General features: G+C 67.8%; 19 protein-coding genes. 14 read left to right on the top strand and 5 right to left on the bottom strand.

The genetic code is table 11. The annotated features are described in order from the left end of the window. The first annotated feature begins 3 nt into the window (after window positions 1-3). Complete coding sequence (locus tag K8P10_RS05055; protein WP_224780715.1) at window positions 4-996, top strand: C-terminal binding protein; 993 nt, start codon at window positions 4-6, stop codon at window positions 994-996. A gap of 6 nt (window positions 997-1,002) precedes the next feature. Here the strand turns inward: K8P10_RS05055 and K8P10_RS05050 are convergent, their stop codons facing one another. Beyond that, window positions 1,003-1,899: an Lrp/AsnC family transcriptional regulator gene (locus K8P10_RS05050; protein WP_224780714.1), complete on the bottom strand. Its 897-nt coding sequence runs from the start codon at window positions 1,897-1,899 to the stop codon at window positions 1,003-1,005. A 57-nt stretch (window positions 1,900-1,956) separates the two neighbouring features. Beyond that, the gene (locus K8P10_RS05045) at window positions 1,957-3,255 is read right to left on the bottom strand and encodes a C45 family autoproteolytic acyltransferase/hydolase (RefSeq protein ID WP_224780713.1); all 1,299 of its coding nucleotides are present in this window, start codon (window positions 3,253-3,255) and stop codon (window positions 1,957-1,959) included. 121 nt (window positions 3,256-3,376) lie between these two features. Between K8P10_RS05045 and K8P10_RS05040 the strand changes: the two genes are divergently transcribed. From K8P10_RS05040 to K8P10_RS04995, 10 genes are all read left to right on the top strand, one after another. Further along, a complete protein-coding gene (locus K8P10_RS05040; protein WP_224781217.1) occupies window positions 3,377-4,321 on the top strand; it encodes a CPBP family intramembrane glutamic endopeptidase in 945 nt (314 codons plus the stop codon). 130 nt (window positions 4,322-4,451) lie between these two features. Beyond that, entirely contained in the window at window positions 4,452-5,852 is a 1,401-nt protein-coding gene (locus tag K8P10_RS05035; RefSeq protein WP_224780712.1) for a TrkH family potassium uptake protein, read from the top strand. Window positions 5,853-5,880: 28 nt separating this feature from the next. Next, window positions 5,881-6,018 (top strand): hypothetical protein, encoded by a 138-nt coding sequence (locus tag K8P10_RS05030; RefSeq protein ID WP_224780711.1) that lies wholly within the window; start codon window positions 5,881-5,883, stop codon window positions 6,016-6,018. A gap of 92 nt (window positions 6,019-6,110) precedes the next feature. After that, on the top strand, window positions 6,111-8,882 hold the full coding sequence (locus tag K8P10_RS05025; protein ID WP_224780710.1) for a DUF4040 family protein: 2,772 nt from the start codon (window positions 6,111-6,113) through the stop codon (window positions 8,880-8,882). Then, entirely contained in the window at window positions 8,879-9,298 is a 420-nt protein-coding gene (locus tag K8P10_RS05020) for a sodium:proton antiporter (RefSeq protein WP_224780709.1), read from the top strand. Before K8P10_RS05025 ends, K8P10_RS05020 begins: the two co-directional genes overlap by 4 nt. After that, complete coding sequence (locus K8P10_RS05015) at window positions 9,295-10,866, top strand: monovalent cation/H+ antiporter subunit D family protein (RefSeq protein WP_224780708.1); 1,572 nt, start codon at window positions 9,295-9,297, stop codon at window positions 10,864-10,866. The genes K8P10_RS05020 and K8P10_RS05015 overlap by 4 nt, the downstream gene beginning before the upstream one ends. Then, window positions 10,863-11,222: a Na+/H+ antiporter subunit E gene (locus K8P10_RS05010; protein WP_224780707.1), complete on the top strand. Its 360-nt coding sequence runs from the start codon at window positions 10,863-10,865 to the stop codon at window positions 11,220-11,222. Before K8P10_RS05015 ends, K8P10_RS05010 begins: the two co-directional genes overlap by 4 nt. Next, entirely contained in the window at window positions 11,219-11,473 is a 255-nt protein-coding gene (locus K8P10_RS05005) for a monovalent cation/H+ antiporter complex subunit F (RefSeq protein ID WP_224780706.1), read from the top strand. Before K8P10_RS05010 ends, K8P10_RS05005 begins: the two co-directional genes overlap by 4 nt. After that, window positions 11,470-11,835 (top strand): monovalent cation/H(+) antiporter subunit G, encoded by a 366-nt coding sequence (locus K8P10_RS05000; protein ID WP_224780705.1) that lies wholly within the window; start codon window positions 11,470-11,472, stop codon window positions 11,833-11,835. The genes K8P10_RS05005 and K8P10_RS05000 overlap by 4 nt, the downstream gene beginning before the upstream one ends. A gap of 11 nt (window positions 11,836-11,846) precedes the next feature. Then, a complete protein-coding gene (locus K8P10_RS04995; protein WP_224780704.1) occupies window positions 11,847-12,362 on the top strand; it encodes a DUF6611 family protein in 516 nt (171 codons plus the stop codon). 56 nt (window positions 12,363-12,418) lie between these two features. Here K8P10_RS04995 and K8P10_RS04990 read toward each other — a convergent pair whose 3' ends face one another. The 3 genes from K8P10_RS04990 to K8P10_RS04980 are packed head-to-tail and all read right to left on the bottom strand — an operon-like array spanning window position 12,419 to window position 15,622. Then, window positions 12,419-14,011, bottom strand: a complete 1,593-nt coding sequence (locus tag K8P10_RS04990; protein ID WP_224780703.1) for a hypothetical protein — start codon at window positions 14,009-14,011, stop codon at window positions 12,419-12,421. Continuing rightward, the gene (locus K8P10_RS04985) at window positions 13,993-14,769 is read right to left on the bottom strand and encodes an ABC transporter ATP-binding protein (RefSeq protein WP_224780702.1); all 777 of its coding nucleotides are present in this window, start codon (window positions 14,767-14,769) and stop codon (window positions 13,993-13,995) included. Before K8P10_RS04985 ends, K8P10_RS04990 begins: the two co-directional genes overlap by 19 nt. A 52-nt stretch (window positions 14,770-14,821) precedes the next feature. After that, window positions 14,822-15,622, bottom strand: coding sequence for a DUF1684 domain-containing protein (locus K8P10_RS04980; protein WP_224780701.1), 801 nt, complete (start codon window positions 15,620-15,622; stop codon window positions 14,822-14,824). A 152-nt stretch (window positions 15,623-15,774) separates the two neighbouring features. Between K8P10_RS04980 and K8P10_RS04975 the strand changes: the two genes are divergently transcribed. Genes K8P10_RS04975 through K8P10_RS04965 form a run of 3 tightly spaced genes read left to right on the top strand, consistent with a single transcriptional unit; the run spans window position 15,775 to window position 19,597 of the window. Beyond that, the gene (locus K8P10_RS04975) at window positions 15,775-16,542 is read left to right on the top strand and encodes a DeoR/GlpR family DNA-binding transcription regulator (RefSeq protein ID WP_370631969.1); all 768 of its coding nucleotides are present in this window, start codon (window positions 15,775-15,777) and stop codon (window positions 16,540-16,542) included. Continuing rightward, window positions 16,539-17,486, top strand: coding sequence for a 1-phosphofructokinase (gene pfkB / locus K8P10_RS04970; RefSeq protein WP_224780700.1), 948 nt, complete (start codon window positions 16,539-16,541; stop codon window positions 17,484-17,486). Before K8P10_RS04975 ends, pfkB begins: the two co-directional genes overlap by 4 nt. A 47-nt stretch (window positions 17,487-17,533) precedes the next feature. Next, on the top strand, window positions 17,534-19,597 hold the full coding sequence (locus tag K8P10_RS04965; RefSeq protein WP_224780699.1) for a fructose-specific PTS transporter subunit EIIC: 2,064 nt from the start codon (window positions 17,534-17,536) through the stop codon (window positions 19,595-19,597). Window positions 19,598-19,628 lie beyond the last annotated feature (31 nt).

Below are 19,628 nucleotides of genomic sequence, written 5' to 3'. Positions count from 1 at the left end.
ACGATGAACCTCGCCTCTGCGCGTCCAGTGGCCGTCTACACGGACGTCGACGACACCGACCCATCGCTCGGCATCGAGCTGCTCGAGTCGCACGGATTCGAGGTCAGGGTGCTCGGCACTCGCGATGCCGGCGAGATCATCGCCGGAGCAGCCGATGCCACCGTGCTCCTTCCCGGTTACGCCGAGATCACGCGGGACATCATCGCTGCACTGCCCGACCTCCGGCTCATCTCGCTCATGTCCATGGGCTTCGACTACGTCGACGTCGATGCCGCGACCGAGCACGGGGTCTGGGTGACGAACGTGCCAGGCGCCGCGACCGAGGAGGTCGCCACCCACGCGCTGGCGATCCTGCTGAGTGCCGTGCGGCAGTTGGGGTTCTACACCGCGTCGGCAGGACCGAACACCTGGAACGAGCGAGCGGCTTCGGCCCCGCCTCGCCTCAGCGAGCTCACGCTCGGAGTCGTCGGGCTCGGCAAGATCGGCCGAGAATTGATCAGGCTCGCAGGGCCGCTGTTCGGCAGGATCCTCGGGTTCGATCCGTTCCTGCCTGACACCGCCGAGGTCCGTGCCGACCTCGACCGGCTCGGCGTCACCCGCACCTCGCTGGAGGCGGTGCAGGCGGAGAGCGATGTGCTCTCCCTGCATCTCCCCCTCACCGCGGAGACCGAGCGCATGGTCGACGCCGCGTTCCTCGCGGGTATGCCGCAGGGAAGCGTCCTCGTCAACGTCTCGCGGGGCGGCCTGATCGACTCGACCGCGCTCGCGGAGGCACTCGATCGTGGCCACCTCTCCGGCGCCGCTCTCGATGTGCTCGAGGAGGAGCCACCAGCCCACGGACACCCGCTCGTCGGCCGGGACGACGTGGTACTCACCCCGCACATCGCGTACTTCTCGGCCCGCACCGAGATCGAGTACGTGCGCATTCAAGCGCAGAACGCGGTCGCGCTCGCCGAGACCGGGCGTCCTGAGTCGCCGGTGAACCGGCCCGCCTGATCGGGGTTACGCGATGTCGAGCGAGCGCTCGTACTGCTCGAGCACGATGCGCGTGTGCAGCCAGGTCTCCGACATCGCGATCAGGCCCTCGTCGCGCAGTCGCTGCATAACACCGTGGAATCGATCCACCGAGCTGAAAGCGATCGTCGCCTTCAGGTCGTAGCGGCCGAGGGTTTGCGCGAGGAACTCGACCGCGACGCCCGAGTTGAGAATCGCATCGATCACACGCGCGTCATCCAGCACCTTGATGCCGAATCCGAGCAGCAGATCCTCGCTCGATCCGGTGTGCTGGTCGATCGCCCCGATCTTCATGACTCCTGAGTCGATGAGCTTGAGCATGCGGAGCCGCGTGCCGCTCGGCGAGAGCTGCACGCGGCTGGCGAGGTCGCCGAGCGGTACCCGCCCGTCCTGCTGCAGGGCTTCGAGGATCCGCAGATCCGTGCGGTCGAGGGAGATCGCCGCTGGGTCCGGTGTGGTCCCGCCGAAGAAACTGCTGAGGATCCGGTCGAACATCAGCACCTGCACGTCGACGACGCCGGGGATCGCGCGGATCGTGATCACCTGCTCGCGCAGTGCGGCAGTGTCGGTCAACCAGGTCTCCGTCGAGATCTGGAAGGCGCCCGTGACCTCTGAGATGAACGACATCGAATCGAATTCGACGAGCCGATCGATCACGGGCTGCGTCGGGCCGGTGACCCAGATCGAGAGATGCGCCGAGACCGGGAGCCCGACGGCGCCGGGGTGGATTCCCGCCACGATGCGCAAGCGCCCGCTGTCGGTGAGCGCGCGCACACGATCCGTCACGATCTCGCGGCTCACTCCGAGCGTGGCCGCGACGCGCGTGTACGCCATCCGACCGTCCTGACGGAGCATGCCGATGATCCGCTCGGTCAGATCATCCATGCTGCTCCGCTGGGCCCGAGCCGCCCGTCACTCACAGCACCCTCAGCTCGAGCACCCTCAGCGCCAGCGGTGCCACGCCGCCTGCCTGCTGACGGCGGCGATCTCGGCGACGCGGGCCCACGAGTTCTGCTCGGCGAGCGTGCGCGCGCTCGTGCCGAGGGCCTCACCGACCTCCGCTGAGAGGGCGAGGAGCGCGGAGAACGCGGCCGGGTCGGACGACAGCGAGAGGTCGCGAACTGCTCTCCTGGCTGCGGCCTGAGCCTCGGCGACCGGGACACCGGCGCCGGGGCTCTCGGCCGGGGGCTCCGCACTCGGCTCGCCCGCGTACCATCTCGTACCGTACGTGTCGCCCAGGTCGCTCGGCTGAGCGGGCGTCGCGGCGTCGTCGTCGAGGGTCACGATGTATGTCTCCTCCGTCGAGGTCATGCTCCTGGTCCAGCTGCCGGAGTGCCAACGGTACTCGACCTCTCCGAGGAGCGGCCGATAGACGGCAGTGTACAGGGTGCCGAACGCGCCGTCGTAGTCGTGGCTGAACACCTCGGGGCCGAGCATTGCTTCGGCTACGGATGCGACATCGCCATCGCGCTCCACGACGTCGGTGAGGACCTCCTGACGCTCGACGCTGCGGAAGCGGCGAGCGTGATCCGGATACTCGGGCGTGCGGCCCCGATGGTTCGTCGCCACCGGATCCTCGTGGACCTCGGGACGCATGCCTGGACCGACGTAGGCCGTCACCGAGCTCCCGCCGGCATCGACCATCGTGAGGTTGTAGAACATCGAAACCGGGATCGTCGCCAGCCGGCGCACCGCCTCCTCCACATCGCTCGAGACCTCGAGCAGGTAGCGCACGACGAGCGGAGCGGCGAACCCGTCCCCGTCCCCCGGTCGCCCGCCGAACGCGAGCGAGATCGCCAACCCGTCATCGTTCATGCCGTCGAGGAGCCCCCAGAGGCAGTCGGACGTGCCGATGACGCGTCGGCGCTCGAATCGGGTGGAGCTGTGGACCTGCTCGAAGAGTTCGAGTCCGTAGTCGTAGTTGCGGAGCAAGGCGGGTTCCGGGGCCTGCAGGGCGACCTGCGAGCAGCCGGGTAGAAACCGCGGCGGGTTCCAGAGCGTCAGCATCCGCGCCGCAGTTTCATCGTGCCCCGTCAATTCGACGAGCCGTTCCCAGGTCGGCACGAGCTCGGGCATGTGGAGACGGAGCTTGCGTTCCGCCGTCGCAAGGTCGGGGCGGGCCGCGTCACCATCGCGGAGGTACCAGGCCCGGTATCCGGGCCACACGGCGTCGAACAGTGCACGCCACCGGGGGCCGGGGCGGTCTTCGACGGTGCCGTAGAACGTGAACGCGTGCCTCATGGTGTCAACAATAGATTGACAGTGCGCGTCTGTCAACAACATTTTGACAGACCAGCCTGAGAGCAGTCCGCCTGTAAGGTTGATGTGGCAGCGTACTGAGAGAGGAGACGCAGTGACGTCAATGGAAGCGCACGGGAGATCAGCGGAGCAGCAGCGCGGCGAGAACGGACGATCCATTCCGGCGATCCTCGTCTACACCTTCCTGGCGTGTGCACTCGCGTGGCTGGTAGCCCTGCCGCTCTGGCTCGGGGACGGACTCGCCTCCCCCGCTGCACTTCCACTCATGCTGGTGATGATGTGCACGCCGACCATCGCGGCCCTCGCCGTGGTGTGGAAGGTCGACCGCCCGCGCCGCACCGCGCACGCTCTCGGGTTCGTTCCGGTGACTCCGGTCGGCCGGCTGATCGGGTACCTCGCACTGGGGCTGTTCCTGCCGATCGCGCTCTGCGTCCTCGCACTCGTCATCGGATCGCTCCTCGGGCTCTTCCCCGGCGATTTCACGCACTTCTCCGGCCTGCAGCAGATCACGGCTGCGCAGCTGGCCCAGGCGGGCGCCCCTGACATGGAGCTCCCCGTCGCCACCCTCATCGTCGGCCAGTTCGTGAACGTGTTCGTCGCAGCGCTCTTCATCAACATCATTCCCGCTCTCGGGGAGGAGATCGGGTGGCGCGGCTGGTTGCTGCCGAAGCTCATGCGCTTCGGACCGTGGGGCGCGATCCTGATCTCGGGGATCATCTGGGGCCTGTGGCACGCTCCCGTCATTCTGCTCGGCTACAACTACACAGGCACACCCGGTTGGCTCGCCCTGCTCGCGATGATCGGATTCTGCACCGTCATGGGCGGGCTCTTCGGCTGGCTGCGCCTGCGCAGCGGATCAGTCTGGGCTCCCGCGCTCGCGCACAGCTCACTGAATGCCGCGGCGACGCTCCCCCTCGTCTTCATCGCCGAGAATGGCGTCTACGACCCCCTGCACGCGAACATCACGGGCTGGAGCGGGTGGCTGCTCCCGGCTGCACTCGTCGTGGTGCTGGTACTCGCCGGCAGGTTCGCGGCGCGAGAGAAGTGAACGAACGCATCGACACGGACTCGCTGTCTTTTTCCCCCGCCCCGTACTAGCCTCGACTCCGGCGCCGTGAAGCCCGGGCGGCGTGCACCGAACAACGCACGGCTCACGAAGCAAGATCGAGGAGAGTCCGGTGGATGCACTGAGCGCGAGCGAGACCGCCGGCCGCGTGCGGTCGACTCTCGGCGGGATCCGGCATCGCCTCCGTTTCGCCGCCGGTCACGCCCCGGCACGTATCGCCATCACCATCTTCGGCTTGGCGACACTCCTGTTCACCGGACTGCTGATGACTCCGGCGGCCGGGGCACGCGGCGAACACACCGATCTCGCAGACGCGTTCTTCACCGCGGTCTCGGCCGTCACGGTGACCGGCCTCACGAGCGTGGACACGGCCGAGCACTGGTCGATGTTCGGCCAGATCGTGATTCTGCTCGCCGTGCAGACCGGTGCGCTCGGCGTCGTCACGATCGCACTGCTCCTCGCCCTCATGGTGAGCAGACGGCTCGGCGTGAGCACCAGAGTCTTCGCCCAGGAAGGCATCGGGTCCTCCGGCATGGGCGAGGTCGGCCATCTCCTGAGGGTCGTGGTCCTCACCACGTTCATCGTTGAGGGTGTGCTCGCCGCAGCTCTGATACCTGCCTTCACCGTCGCGGAGGGTTCATTCGGGTGGGGCCTCTGGTATGGCGTGTTCTACGCGATCTCCGCCTTCGGGAACGCCGGGTTCAGCCCGCACGACGGCGGACTGGCAAGCTTCGCGGACAACGGCTTCGTCCTCGTGCCCATCGCAATCGGGGTATTCGTCGGCAGTTTCGGTTTCCCGGTGTTCCTGAACCTCATTCGCGCCAGGTGGAGTCGTCGCAAGTGGACGCTCCACACCAAACTCACCATCATCACCACCGTCATCCTGCTGGTCGCCGGTGCCCTCGGCTGGGCCGCGTTCGAGTGGAACAACCCCGAAACCGTCGGCGGAGCGAGCTGGTGGCAGAAGCTCGGCAATGCGCTGTTCGCCTCGACGATGATGCGATCGGGCGGGTTCTCCATCATCGACATGGAGTCATCGACCGCGACGACCATGCTGATGAGCGACGCGCTCATGTTCGTCGGCGGCGGGTCGGCTTCGACGGCGGGCGGCATCAAGGTCACGACCCTCGCCGTGCTCTTCCTCGCGATCGTGGCCGAGGCACGGGGCACCCGCACGACGAAAGCGCTCGGTCGACAGATTCCGAACGGCACACTGCGGCTCGCCATCAGCGTCGTCTTCCTCAGCGCCACACTCGTCTTCGTCGCCGCCGGGCTCCTCACGGTCGTCAGTGATGCTTCACTGGATCGGATCCTGTTCGAGGTGATCTCCGCGTTCGCCACCTGCGGCTTGAGCGTGGGCATCTCCTCCGACATCGCCCCATTCGGGCAATACGTACTCTCCGCGCTGATGCTCGCCGGTCGTGTCGGTCCGATCGTCCTCGCATCCGCGCTCGCGGTGCGGCAGCGACAGGAATTCGTTACCTACCCGGAAGAACGACCGATCATCGGCTGACGAATCGCGCATGCTATTCTGTCCAGCAATGTCTCAGCACTGCCGCACTCCCCGAGCGATCGACTCGCTCGTGACCTGGGTGCTGCCCGGAGCCGGGACCAACGGCTACATCACCTCCTGGGGACCCGCCCTCTCGGGCGTGCCCGCCACCATCGTTCACGCGTAAGCGTCGAACCGAACGCGCTGCGGGCGCCATACGAGTGCAGACTCGTTACATGGTTCGACGAGTGAACTGTCACTTCGACCCCGGGCGGACCTTTGCTGATTCTCGCACTCGCGACCCTCGCACTCACCTGCATCATCGCTGCGCCGACGACGCGTCTGCTCGGGCGCAACGCCGGATGGGTGCTCGCGCTGCCCCTTCTGGGAGGCGCAGCGCTGGTACTCATGGCGGCGCCGGCTGCTCCGCTCGGCTTCACTGACGAGTTCGTTCCCTGGATGCCGACCATCGATGTGGGGCTCGCGCTTCGGCTCGACGGACTCTCGCTCGTCTTCTCTCTCATCGTCCTCGTCATCGGTGCTGGCGTGCTCGGGTATGCGACTCGGTACCTCGGTCGAGACGGTCGCCACGGATCGTTCTACGTGCTCATGACGACGTTCGCCGCCGCGATGCTCCTCCTCGTCCTCACCGATGATCTTGTGGTGCTGTTCGTCGCCTGGGAAGCCACGACGCTCTGCTCGTTCTTCCTGATTGCCCGCTCAGGAGCGCACGCCAGGGAACCAGCGATTCGTACGCTCCTCGTGACTGCCGCCGGAGGACTCAGCTTGCTCGCGGCGGTCGTCGTCATCATCGTCGGCACGGGAACCACCCGCATCAGCGAGGCTCTCGCGCACTCCGTCTGGCACGAGGGTGGCGCGTTTCCCGTTGCGGTAGCGGCTCTGCTCGCGGGAGCGGCATTCACCAAGTCGGCTCAGTTCCCGTTCCAGTCCTGGTTGCCCGACTCGATGGTCGCGATCACTCCCGTCTCCGCGTATCTCCACGCAGCGGCGATGGTGAAAGCGGGAATCTACCTGCTGCTCCGTTTTTCACCCGCACTCGCTGGCGAGCCGCTCTGGATGATCCTCCTCATCACTTCGGGCCTGATCACCGCGATCCTCGGCGCCGCTGCGGCGATTCGCCGGCACGATCTCAAGGAACTGCTCGCCTATTCGACGATGAGCCAGCTCGGCCTGCTCGTCACCATGATCGGCGTCGGCACCCCAGCCGCTTTGACGGCGGCAGTCGCGCACACCATTGCTCACGCGCTGTTCAAGTCGGCACTGTTCATGGTCGTCGGGGTCATCGATCACCAGGCGGGCACCCGAGACATCCGTATGCTCGCTCAGCGCCGCTTGCGCATGCCGGCGACCGCGACCACTCTGGCATTGGCGGCCGCGTCCATGGCGGGGGTTCCACTCTTGCTGGGGTTCGTGAGCAAGGAGCTGATGCTCACCGCATTCCTTGAGTTCCCCGGCCCCGTCGTGGCAGCCGTGGCGATCACGGTGGGGGCGGTCATCACTTCCGCGCTGACGTTCGCCTACTCCGCACGGATGCTCATCGGGGCGTTCCGCGGACGCGCGGGCGAACTCGTGCGCGAGGCGCCCGCGGCGTTCTGGATCGTTCCGGCCGCCGCTGCGAGTGCAGGCCTCGCCCTCGGGCTTCTGCCGTTCCTTCTCGATGGACTGGTCGACACGGCCGCGAGCGCCGCGAGCGGTGCAGAAGCGCACGCACATCTCGAACTCTGGCATGGCCTCACCCCGGCGCTCCTCGCCTCGGGGCTCATCATCGGTGCGGGGCTGACGCTGGTGCTCTGCCGACGTCAGGTCGACCGATTCGCGGCCCCGCTCGAACTCCCCGTCTCGGGACTCGCGGTGGTCGACGCGTTCAGGAGTGGAACGATCCGATTCGGATCGTTCGTGGGCAGCTGGGCGGGATCGCGCTCACCGCAGCTGCACCTGGCGATCCCCGCGGTGTGCCTGATCCTCATCGCCCTCGCCGGCGCCTTCACCGTCGGCGACCTTCCCGTGATGGTCGGGGACCCGACCGAACCCTTCGATTGGGCACTGATCGTGCTCGTACTCGCGGGGGTCGTGGCTGCGGTGCGGGCCCGCACGCGCATCTCTGCGATCGTCGTGACCGGAGTGGTCGGCTTCTCGATGACCGTCTGGTACTTCGTGCTCGGGGCGGCGGATGTCGCGATCACGCAGCTGCTCGTCGAGATACTGACGGTGTGCGTCATGGTTCTGCTGCTCCGTCGACTCCCGGCGAAGTTCAGCACGGCACCCTGGCGTAGGCGGATTCCGACCGGTGCGATCGCGATCGGCACGGGACTCGCAGCCGGACTCGGCGTCTGGGCCCTGACGGGCCGACGTGAGATGTCCGATGCTGCTGCGTTCTACCTCAGCTCAGGCGAAGAGCTCACGGGCGGTTCCAATATCGTCAACACCATTCTCGTCGACTTCCGCGCGCTGGACACCCTCGGAGAGCTCACGGTGCTCGGCGTTGCCGGGATCGCTGTGGCGGCGCTGCTGAATGCGCGCGGTCTCGCCCCGATCCGCCCCGAGGATCTGCGTTCGGAGACCCCCCTGTCGGACGCGCGCACGAACGGGGTGTTCGTGCGGCAGATCACCCGCCTGCTCACACCGGTGATCATCCTGATCTCACTTGTCCTCCTGTTCCGAGGGCACTACGAACCGGGTGGCGGGTTCATCGCCGCACTCATCGGAGGGGCCGGCTTCGCCCTGCTGTACCTCGCCGCTCCCTCGGATTCGGAGGCTCGCGTGAAACTGCCGTACCTGCTGCTCATCGGTTCCGGGATCGCAGTGGGCACCGGCACCGGCCTGCTCGGCTACCTCGAGGGGTCGTATCTCACTCCGGTCCACTTCGATGTGTTCGGCGTTCACTTCACGACTGCGATCATTTTCGACATCGGCGTCTATCTGGCCGTGATCGGCATCGTACTGACCTCGTTGAACCTGCTGGGCCGCCCCTACGCCGCAATCAGCGCCCGGACCGCACAGCGGCCCGTGACCGATCGGAGCAACCCATGACCCTCGCACTCACGGTGGCGGTACTCACCGCCGGAGGCATGTATCTCCTGCTGCAGCGCGAGATGCTCCGCGTGATCCTCGGATTCGTGCTCCTCGGGCACGCCGCCAACCTCATCATCATCTCGGCTGGAGGTGCGGATCGGAGAGGAATGCCATTCGGAACACCCGATGATCCGGGCAGCGTCGCGGACCCCCTCCCTCAGGCGTTCGTGCTCACCGCGATCGTGATCGCTTTCTCCATCACGATCGTCATGCTCGTGCTCTCCGCCACCGGCTCGCAGACCGATGACACGACCGATGACGACCCCGAGCCCGACTTCACCGAGATCGAACGGCGTGTCGACGCAGAGCGTCTGGCAGGTGCCGCCGTGTCGGGCCAGCCCACACACGAAGGGCACCAGGAGGCCCACGCATGATGGGCGCACTGCTTCCGCTGCTCGTCGCAGGTCCGCTCCTGGCGGCCGGCGTGCTCGCCATGTTCGGCCGTCGTCCAGCGGCTCACGCAATCATCATGTTCGTCGTGCTGATCGCTTCGACGGGAAGCGGCGTCGCACTGATCGCGAATTTTGGTGACGGTGGTGCGCTCGCCCACGGCGTCGGAGGATGGGCCTTCGGCATCGCGATTCCCTTCGCCGCCGACATGTTCTCGGCGCTCATGCTGACCGTCACCGGTCTCCTCGCGGTCACCTGCACCGCGTTCGCCGTCGCTTCAGGACGCGCGAACTCGCGATACTTCGCTCCCCTGATTCTCGTTCTCGTCGCCGGGGTCAACGGTGCTCTCCTCACGGCCGACCTCTTCAACCTGTTCGTGTTCATCGAGGTCATGCTGCTCCCCTCCTACGGACTCTTCGTGCTCGCGACGCAGGGCCGAGCGCCGCTCCGACAGGTCTCGGGCACGCGCCTGTACGTCACGCTGAACCTCTTGACCTCTACGATCTTTCTCGCGGGCGTCGGTCTGGTGTACGGAGCGGCTGGGTCGGTGAATCTCGCAGAGTTGGCCGGGCTCGCCTCGACGGACAGCACCGTCGCGATCGCCGCTGCCGTCTGCATCTTCGCGCTCGGCATCAAGGCCTCGGTGGTCCCCGTGCACGGGTGGCTGGCCCGGGCCTACCCCGCGACGTCGCCCGCGATCACTGCGCTGTTCTCTGGCCTGCACACGAAAGTCGCGATCTACGCCATCTATCGCCTCTACGCTGTACTCTTCGACGGTGACGCCCGATGGCTCTGGATCGGTGTCGTCGTGTGCTGCGCGACGATGATCATCGGGGTGCTCGGCGCCGTCGGCGAGCCGACGATGCGGTCGATTCTCGCGTTCCACATGGTCAGCCAGATCGGGTACATCCTCCTCGGCGTCGCACTCTTCACTCAGGCGGGCTTGACGGCCGGAATCTTCTACCTCCTGCACCACATGATCGTGAAGGCCTCCCTGTTCCTCTCCACCGGTGCCGTCGAAGTCGCATACGGCAGCGGAACGGTCGGCAACCTCTCCGGTATCGCGAAGCGGGAACCCTGGATCGCGGCCGCGTTCTTCGTCGCAGCGCTGTCCCTCGCGGGTCTTCCCCCGTTCTCAGGGTTCGTCGCCAAACTGACGCTCATTCTCGCCGCGCTCGAAGCCGGGCAGATCGCCGCGGTGGTGGTGATGCTCCTCGTCAGTCTGGTGACCCTCCTCTCTATGCTGAAGATCTGGGGCGGGGTCTTCTGGGGGCGGTCGGATGCCGGAGAAGGTTCGCAGCGCGCGGATCCGGCGCCCGATCCGGCACCTCAGCCATCGGCAGACGGCGTTCGCGCCGCGACGACCAGGACCACGACCGACGCAGTACCGCGTCGCCGGATCGGATTCGCACTCGCGGCCCCTGCGGTGCTCCTCGCCGCGGTCACCTGCGGCCTCGGTATCGGAGCCGAGCTCCTGCTCGATCTCTCCGATGTCGCCGCACGAGGGCTCCTCGACACTAGCGCGTACGTCGAGGCGGTGGTCAACGCATGACCTGGATCAGCTGGCCCGCTCGCCTCGCGACCTTCGGAGCGTGGTATGTGTGGCAAGTCCTCACCTCGAACGTCGCTGTGCTGCGCGACAACCTGACACCGGGCCAGCACTCTACGACCGGGATCGCGCGGTTCCGTACGCGATGCCGCAGCGACGGCGAGATCACTCTGCTCGGTGCCCTGATCACACTCACCCCTGGCACCCTGACCCTGGGAACGGACATCGAGGCCGACGGTCGGCGCGTGCTGTTCGTGCACGGACTGTACGCACCGAACGCCGACGCACTGAGGGCGGAACTCTCGCGAATGGAGTCGCGCATGTTGCACGCCGTACGGCGGAGAGGAGTGACGTCATGAGTATCGATATCGGCATCGTGCTGATGTGCCTCGCTTGCGTCGGAGCGACATACCGCATGCTCGCCGGCCCCACTGAGGCGGACCGGGCACTCGCCGGAGACCTGCTGCTGTTCGGCGTCGTCGGCCTCATCGCGCTGTTCGGTGTCCGCACCCACAACGCGTTCACCTTCGACATCGTGCTGATCGCCGCGCTCGTCGGCTTCCTCGGGGCACTGTCGCTGGCTCGCGCTCTGACGAGAGGGAAACGATGACTACGGCACTGGAACTGGTGGGGAATGCACTGATCCTCGTCGGCGCGCTCGTCTTCGCCACAGCGGCGCTGGGGGTAATTCGATTCCCCGACGCGTACACGCGAGCGTCCGCGATCGGCACCGCGGGCGGCGTCGGCATCATTTTCATCGTCGTCGGGGCGCTGACGCATCAGCCGACGGGCGCGGATACCGTCAAAGTTGCGCTGATCGTCGCGTTGCAGCTGGCGACATCCGCGGTCGGCACCATGGCGATCGCCCGATCGGCGTATCTCACGCGCACGCGCATGCACCGCCCCGCTTACGACGACCTCGGCGAGTACGAGGATGACCCGAAGAGCGACTCGCGAGCTTCGGCGGACTGAGGGATCTGACGATGCCGCCCCTCGCGCGAATGCGACGACAGATCCTCGACGGATGGCACCGCTGGGGGTGGGTTTCCGAGCGGGCGGGCCGGTACGGGTCGTCTTCGATCCTGCTCTGCATCTACCCGCCTGACAGCTCTCGATTCGAACGCCGCCTCGCTCGCCTCGCGCGTCTCTGGCCGCTTCTCAGCGTGAGTATCATCCTGGCGAAAGTCGGGACCTCCCATCTCCTCCCCGCGGTCTCGTATCTCATGGCGGGGTTGATCGGCCTGAGTTTCACCGCTGGGGTCGGCGTCGCTCTCACCCGAATGACGGCACCGGTGAGGCGCAGGGTGGTCGAGCACTTCGCGAGCGTGCCGCGATCTGCTTCGAGCACCGAGACGCATCGCTATCTTGCGATCGTCGAAGACTTCCACCAGCTCCGCCGAGCAGAACGCAGCTTCGACCGCGGTGCCGCGGATTGGCCCGAATTCCAGCACACCTGGAACGAGGTCTACGCCCGTTCGCGTACTCACGACGGTGATTGAGCACGCACCACCGGAGCTCGCCGCGGCTTCGCCGCTTCCGCACTGGAGCGCGTCAGCTACCCCTCGCTCGAGACCTCGGCGAGCACGCGCGGCCAGCGGCGGTCGAGCATGCGCCCGCCGAGCACGATGCCACCCCAGACGGCAGCGCCCCCGAGCAGGAGCGCGCACCCGAGGCTCACCCAGGCGAGCCAGGGGGTCCAGAGACTCGCGATCGCGAATCCGAGCGCCGGGCCGCCGATGACGAGCGCGATGGGGGTCACGATGATGAGGGCGAGGAATGACTGCGCTCCGCCCGCTGAGCCCCGCCCGAGCGGGTTCGCACCCGGCGGAGGCGCCCGGCCCGGAAGCAGCGCCCCCACGAACGATGCGGCCCCGGCGACGACGAGGGAGAGCCCGAACGTCGCGCCGAAGCTCGCCGGAAGCAGCTCCCACGCTCCGGTCACCAGGCAGGCGAGTACGCAGAGGATCGCGAGCAGCGGCACCGCGAGGATCGCCATGCCGAGCAGACGGCCGGCGCGATCCGCGACCCCGCGCACACCCGAGGTGATGTGCAGTGCGATGGCGTTGTTGTCGTAGGCGATATCCATTTGCACGATGGTGGCGAGGAGGAAGGCGTTGATCGCCGGGAGCAGGATCAGTGCGGGGCCGACGGACCAGCCTCCGCTGCTCAGGCTGTTCATCGCGACGACCGCCACCATCAGCAGCGGAAAGACGAGCAGCATCACCACGTTCACCAGGTGCCGAGGGTCCCGGCGACGGTAACGCAGCGTGCGGGCGGCGATCGCGCCGGCGGGAGTCGCCGGGAGCAGGCGGTCGATCACCCCTCCCGACCGGACGCGCCCGCCGCCGCTGCTCACGATCGGGTCGACGAGACGGGCGGCGAGCGAGCGCTCGGCGACGGCCCAGAGCGCGATGACGGTGGCGACCGCGACCAGCAGGCGCCCGGCACTCACTGCCCACTCTCCCGCAGCCGCCGCGGACGATACCCCGTACACGGCGCCGAGAGGTGTCCAGCCGAGCACCTCGGCCACGAGCCGGAACGATTCACCTGGCGACCCCAGCCGACCGACCAGAGAGGCGAGCAGATTGAAGAGGAGGCCGGACGACGCGAGCAGCAGCACGCCGACCGTCAGCACGAAGTCGCGTGTGCGCCGCCGAGCGAGCCACCCGGCGAGGAGCCCGCTCACGACGCGCGCACCGAGCACGCAGGTGAGGAGCGCAAGCGGCGCGAGCACGATCGCCGTCACGAGCGCGGCGGGCGAGACGGACCAGCCGACCCAGGTGAGCAGCAGCGCGAGCGCCGTGCCGATGCCACCGATCGTCGTCACCCCCGCGAGCACCAGACCGGGCAGGAGGCGTCGCGCCGTGACGGGGAGCAGGGCGAAGCGGTCCGGTGCCAGCGAGTCGTCGGCGCTGACGACGATCGATCCGACCCACCAGCCGGCCGTGATCACGGATCCAACGATGATGAGGATCGGGCCGACCAGATCGGGCGAGAGCACGCGCAGCGCTCCGAGCCCGAACGCCAGTGCGGTCAGCATGCCCGCGCCGACGAGCCCGCTGAAGACCAGCGCCACGATGAACCACGGGTTCCGGCTCAGCTGATGTCCGAGCTGGCGCCAGCGGAGGCCTACGAGGATCGCAACCACGCGAGCGTCCCCTCTCCGAGCTCGTGCGACCCGACGAGGTCGAGGAAGCGCTGCTGCAGGCTCACCCCGGCCCGAACCTCATCGAGGTCGCCGTGAGCGAGCAGCCGTCCCTCGGCCAGAATCGCCACGCGGTCGCAGAGCGACTCCACCAGTTCCATGACGTGGCTCGAGAGCACGACCGTCCCTCCGCCGGCGACGAACGCGCGCAGGATCTGGCGAATCGTCTCGCCGGAGACCGGGTCCACCGCCTCCAACGGTTCGTCGAGGATCAGGAGCCGCGGAGCGTGGATCAGCGCGCAGGCGAGTCCGATCTTCTTCTTCATGCCGGCCGAGTAGTCGACCACGAGCGTGCTGCCGGCCTCGGCGAGTCCGAGCGCGTCCAGCAGCTCGCCCGCCCGTTCAAGCACCTCGGCTTCTGCGAGGCCGCGCAGCAACCCGCTGTAGCGCAGCAGTTCCGCTCCGGTCAGCCGGTCGAACATCCGGATGCCGTCCGGCAGCACGCCCATGCGGGCTTTCGCGCCCGCCGGATCCCGCCACACGTCGGCGCCGAGCACCCACGCGCTCCCCGCGTCGGGTTGCAGCAGGCCGGTCGCCATCGCGAGCGTCGTGGTCTTCCCCGCGCCGTTCGGCCCGAGCAGACCGAGCATCGTGCCCGCAGGCACGTCGAGCGAGAGATCGTCGACGGCGACGTGCTGGCCGAACTGCTTGCGAAGGCCTCGGATCGCGAGGACCGGAGTGGCGGCGTCTGACGTGGTCATGCCTCCATCACACCATCTCAAGCGACAGCGGACAACGCGGGCGGCGTTTCACTCATCTCACGCCGGGGCGCAGCTCACCCGCCTCGATGCGCACCGGTAGGCGGTTCTCCGCCGGCGGCAGCGGGCAGGTCGCGCTCGCCGAATAGGCGCACGGCGGATTCACGGCGCGGTTGAAGTCGATCACGACGGTCTCGGCATCGACACGCACGGCCTGAGCGAACCGCGCAGCCGGGAACGTGACGTCGGTCCCCGTTGCATCGGCGAAGATGGCCTGGAGTGTGGGCGACTCCTCCTCTCCGAAGAGTGTGAGCGCCACAGGCACGCCGTCGACCGTGAACTCCGCACGCCCCGGCGAGGCGTACTGCTGAGTGCGCCCGGCCGCCGCGGAGTCCACCACGACCGTCTCCGGGTCTCGCGGCACGTAGCGCGCCGTGACGATCCAGTCGGGATCGGCGGGAAAGGTCTCGGTCCCCGCATACTCCGCCCGATCCGGCGAGGCGGGATCACGGGGACGCAGGGCGATTCCATCACCGCGGGCCGCGACCTCGATGCGACGCTCGCCCCATTCGAGTACGACGGAATCGGTACCGCTGAGAGGACCGAGCGTTACCGCGCCCTGTGCCGCCGCACCGTCGAGCGTGACTCCGTCACCCGACACGAACCAGGCGGTGACGATTCCGGCGCCGTCAGTGCTCCACAGCCCCGGTACCCCCGGAAAATCCTGCGGTTCCGCGCCCAGCCAGTACAGGGCGGTCGCGCTGAGCGGCCCGTAGGGGGCGGTGCGCTGGGTCTCGATACTCGCGTGCCACGCCGCATGCGCGTCGGCGAACGTCAGCTCGGTGGTGTGCGGCATGTCTTCCTCCCGCAGTGATTGAAAAGGTGTGGTGATACCCAGCATTCATGAGACGAATGGGTTTCGCGCGAGTGTGACGCCCCATTGCAGCGCAAGACACCCAGAGTGAAATGTTGTTTTTGCTTTGCTTGTTTCTGTTTATGTGGCATTATGTGAGTGTGTACGCCGCCGAACGCCAGCAGACGATCCTCGGTTCCGCGCGCGCCGATGGCCGCGTCGAGGTTGCGTCGCTCGCCAAGCGACTCGGGGTCACCTCCGAGACGATTCGCCGTGATCTCACCGCACTCGAGGCGCGCGGCCTGCTCACGCGAGTGCACGGCGGCGCGATCCCGGTCGAAGCATTCACACGCGAACTCGGCATGGCCGAGCGCATCGGTCGACGCGCGGCAGAGAAGCGCCGCATCGCCCAGCGCGCAATCGAAGAACTTCCCGAGGGCGGCACCCTGTTGCTCGACGCAGGCACGAGCACGCTCGCCATCGCGCAGGCTCTCCCCGCGGACACCCCCTACACGGTGGTCGCGAACAGTCCGGCGATCTGCTCGATCCTGACGGCGATGCCCGAGGTGACGCTGCTGCAGATCGGCGGGAGGGTCCGAGCCACGACCGGGGCCGCGGTGGGCAGGTGGGCGTGCGACGCCCTCGACGAGCTCACCGTCGACGTCGGATTCATCGGCACCAATGGATTCGACGCGATCCGAGGACTCTCGACACCCGACGAAGCCGAGGCGGCGACCAAACGCGCCATGGTGCGGGCTTCCCGCACCACTGTCGTCGCCGCCGACTCGAGCAAGGCCTCCTCCGTCCACCTCCACCGCTTCGCCGATCTCGACGACATCGACCTGGTCATCACGGACACCGGTCTCGACGAGGACACCGCGGATGCCATCCGCGCGGCCGGACCGAAAGTAGTTGCCGTATGATCACAGCACTCACCCCGAATCCCAGCGTCGATCGAGCCGTCTCCGTCGGCGACCTGGAACGCGGCCAGGTGCTGCGCGCCACCTCATCTCGGGTCGACCCGGGCGGCAAAGGTGTCAACGTCGGCCGAGCAATCGCGGCGATGGGCGGGGATCCGCTGGTCGTGGTGCCCTCCGGCGGCCCGGAAGGAGCGCTCTTCGAGGCGCTCCTCGCCCAGACCGATGTCACCGCGAGCGTCGTCGAGGTCGCCGGGAGCGTGCGGATGAACATCAGCGTGCTCGAACCAGACGGAACCACGACGAAACTCAACGAGCCGGGGCCCGATCTCAGCGAGGCGGAGGTGAACGCGCTCATGGAAGCGACGCTCGAACGCGCGACACCCGGATCGTGGGTCGCCGGATGCGGCAGCCTCCCCCCGGGCGCCCCCTCCGACCTCTACGCCCAGCTCGTGCGCGAAGCCGTCGCCAGAGGCGCCTCGGTCGCCATCGACTCCTCCGGGTCGCCGATGGCCGAAGCCGTCGCCGCGCGTCCCACGCTCATCAAACCGAACCGCGAAGAACTGGCCGAGCTCACCGGCAGAACTCTCGACACTCTGGGTGCCGTCATCGACACCGCGCGCGAGCTCGTGCGCAGCGGCGTCGCGTACGTCGCCGTCAGCCTGGGACGCGACGGAGCGGTCCTCGTGACGGCATCGGACGTCAGCCACGCGCGCGCGATCATCACCGAGCCCGTCTCGACGGTGGGCGCGGGCGACTGCATGCTCGCTGGACTGCTCTTCGGCCTCGACAGCGGCCTGGACCCGGCTGAGGCCCTCCAGCAGGGCGTCAGCTGGGGTGCCGCTGCCGTGCGCCTTCCCGGAACGGAAGTGCCGACCCCGGCCGACCTCGACGGCATCGACGTCGCATTCACCCGGTCCCCGGGTCGCGACATGCCCCTCGACGACTGAACCGGCCCCGCGCCGAACCCCGAATTCACCCTACGAAAGGAATCGACATGCCCCTCATCAATGACGATCAGGTGGTGCTCGACCTCACCGGCGACGACCGCCACGAGGCCACGCGTGCGCTCGCAGAACGACTGGTCGCGACCGGGCGGTGCACCGACCTCGATCAGTTCGTCGCCGACGTCCGCGAGCGCGAGTCGAAGACCGCCACCGGCCTTCCCGGGGGCATCGCCATCCCCCACGCCAGGAGCGCCGCGATCACGGAGCCCTCGCTCGTGTTCGGCAGAATCGCCGACGGCATCGACTGGGGTGCCAAGGACGGTCCGGCCAGACTCGTCTTCCTCATCGCCGCTCCAGCCGACGGCGGGGATGCGCACATGCAGGTCCTGCCGCAGCTCGCGCGTGCGCTCATGCGTGAGGACTTCCGCGCCGCCCTGCTCGCCGCGACGACGGCAGCCGAGGTGGTGGAAATCGTCGAGCAGCACGTGCAGCTCGACACCCCTGCGGTCCAGTCAGAGGCCGACTCCCCCGCGACTCAGCCAGAGGCCGAGAGCGCTCCGGCCGGCCGCACCCTGCGGTTCGTCGGCGTGACCTCGTGCCCCACCGGCATCGCGCACACGTACATGGCCGCCGAGGCGCTCGAGAACGCGGCGCGGGAAGCCGGCCACGAGATCACTGTCGAGACGCAGGGATCCGCCGGATCCACTCCGCTCAGCGCCGCACAGATCGCCGACGCCGACGCCGTCATCTTCGCTCACGATGTCGAAGTGAAGGAACGCGGGCGCTTCGCCGGGAAGCCGACCATCGACGTCGGCGTGAAGAAGGCGATCTCGGACGGCCCCCAACTCATCGAGCAGGCGGCGGAACTCGCTGCGGCCTGGGAAGCGGACCCCTCCCGGGCGCGAACCGACGCGCATCCCGTCGATTCCAGCTCCGAGGACGACCAGTCCGCCCGCGTCGGTTTCGGCACGAAGCTCCGTCAGTGGCTCATGACGGGCGTCTCGTACATGATCCCCTTCGTCGCGGCAGGCGGAATCCTCATCGCCATCTCGTTCATGCTCGCGCAGATCGCGCTCGGCGAGAACGGCGCCATCGAGATCGTCAAGTACAGCCTCATGGGCGATGACCAGTACAACATCGCGCAGAACTTCAACCCGGCGAGCCTCACCTCGTGGGCGGCGCTCGCCAACGTCATCGGGTCGGCCTCGTTCGGGTTCCTCGTGCCGATCCTCTCCGGCTACATCGCCTTCGCCATTGCCGACCGGCCAGGGCTCGTGCCCGGCATCGTCGGCGGATCGATCGCCATCACCATGGACGCCGGCTTCCTCGGCGGCATCGTGACGGGTCTTCTCGCGGGTGCCGTCGCACGCTGGATCTCGAGCTGGAAGGTGCACAAGGGAGTGCGCGGCGTCATGCCCGTCGTCGTGATCCCGCTGCTGTCGTCGCTCGTGACCGCCGGGCTCTTCATCACGGTACTCGGCCGCCCGATCGTCGCCCTCATGAACAGCCTCAACGACGGTCTCAACAGCCTCACCGGCGGCGGCGTGCTCGTGCTCGGCCTCATCCTCGGCGCCATGATGGGCTTCGACCTCGGCGGCCCCGTGAACAAGGTCGCCTACGGCTTCGCCACCGCCGGACTCTCCGCCGCAGGAACCGCCATGGACGCGCCGCAGCTGAAGATCATGGCCGCTGTCATGGCGGCGGGCATGGTGGCTCCACTCGCACTCGCACTCGCCACGGCGGTCGCCCCTCGCCTGTTCTCAGCTCCCGAGCGGGAGAACGGCAAGGCCGCATGGCTGCTCGGCGCCTCCTTCATCTCCGAGGGAGCGATCCCCTTCGCCGCGGCCGACCCCATCCGCATCATCATCGCCTCGACCATCGGATCTGCGGCCACCGGCGGCCTTGTCATGCTGTTCGGTTCGACGCTGCTCGCACCGCACGGCGGCATCTGGGTCCTCCCCCTCATCGGACAGCCGCTGCTCTTCGTCGTCGCCCTGGCGGTCGGCGTCGTGATCACGGCGGCGCTCGTCGTGCTCTTCAAAGCGATGGGTGCCCGCCGCAAGGCGGCGAAGGACGCCGCTGAAGTACGGACGGGCGCACCTGCGGCCGCCTGACACCCCGACTCATCAATCGTTCGCACGTTCG

The organism is Leucobacter sp. Psy1, from assembly GCF_020096995.1.
Classification (GTDB): domain Bacteria; phylum Actinomycetota; class Actinomycetes; order Actinomycetales; family Microbacteriaceae; genus Leucobacter.
The sequence above is the reverse complement of the archived record's forward strand: the minus strand, read 5'-3'. Positions and strand labels throughout refer to the sequence as shown.

Excerpts from the sequence above, each read along its gene's own strand:
- K8P10_RS05015 (WP_224780708.1), top strand. The coding sequence starts at position 9,295 with ATGATGGGCGCACTGCTTCCGCTGCTCGTCGCAGGTCCGCTCCTGGCG.
- K8P10_RS05010 (WP_224780707.1), top strand. The coding sequence starts at position 10,863 with ATGACCTGGATCAGCTGGCCCGCTCGCCTCGCGACCTTCGGAGCGTGG.
- K8P10_RS05030 (WP_224780711.1), top strand. The coding sequence starts at position 5,881 with ATGTCTCAGCACTGCCGCACTCCCCGAGCGATCGACTCGCTCGTGACC.
- K8P10_RS05040 (WP_224781217.1), top strand. The coding sequence starts at position 3,377 with ATGGAAGCGCACGGGAGATCAGCGGAGCAGCAGCGCGGCGAGAACGGA.
- K8P10_RS05005 (WP_224780706.1), top strand. The coding sequence starts at position 11,219 with ATGAGTATCGATATCGGCATCGTGCTGATGTGCCTCGCTTGCGTCGGA.
- K8P10_RS05055 (WP_224780715.1), top strand. The coding sequence starts at position 4 with ATGAACCTCGCCTCTGCGCGTCCAGTGGCCGTCTACACGGACGTCGAC.
- pfkB (WP_224780700.1), top strand. The coding sequence starts at position 16,539 with ATGATCACAGCACTCACCCCGAATCCCAGCGTCGATCGAGCCGTCTCC.
- K8P10_RS05045 (WP_224780713.1), bottom strand. The coding sequence starts at position 3,255 with ATGAGGCACGCGTTCACGTTCTACGGCACCGTCGAAGACCGCCCCGGC.
- K8P10_RS04980 (WP_224780701.1), bottom strand. The coding sequence starts at position 15,622 with ATGCCGCACACCACCGAGCTGACGTTCGCCGACGCGCATGCGGCGTGG.
- K8P10_RS04985 (WP_224780702.1), bottom strand. The coding sequence starts at position 14,769 with ATGACCACGTCAGACGCCGCCACTCCGGTCCTCGCGATCCGAGGCCTT.
- K8P10_RS04995 (WP_224780704.1), top strand. The coding sequence starts at position 11,847 with ATGCCGCCCCTCGCGCGAATGCGACGACAGATCCTCGACGGATGGCAC.
- K8P10_RS05000 (WP_224780705.1), top strand. The coding sequence starts at position 11,470 with ATGACTACGGCACTGGAACTGGTGGGGAATGCACTGATCCTCGTCGGC.
- K8P10_RS05050 (WP_224780714.1), bottom strand. The coding sequence starts at position 1,899 with ATGGATGATCTGACCGAGCGGATCATCGGCATGCTCCGTCAGGACGGT.
- K8P10_RS04965 (WP_224780699.1), top strand. The coding sequence starts at position 17,534 with ATGCCCCTCATCAATGACGATCAGGTGGTGCTCGACCTCACCGGCGAC.
- K8P10_RS05020 (WP_224780709.1), top strand. The coding sequence starts at position 8,879 with ATGACCCTCGCACTCACGGTGGCGGTACTCACCGCCGGAGGCATGTAT.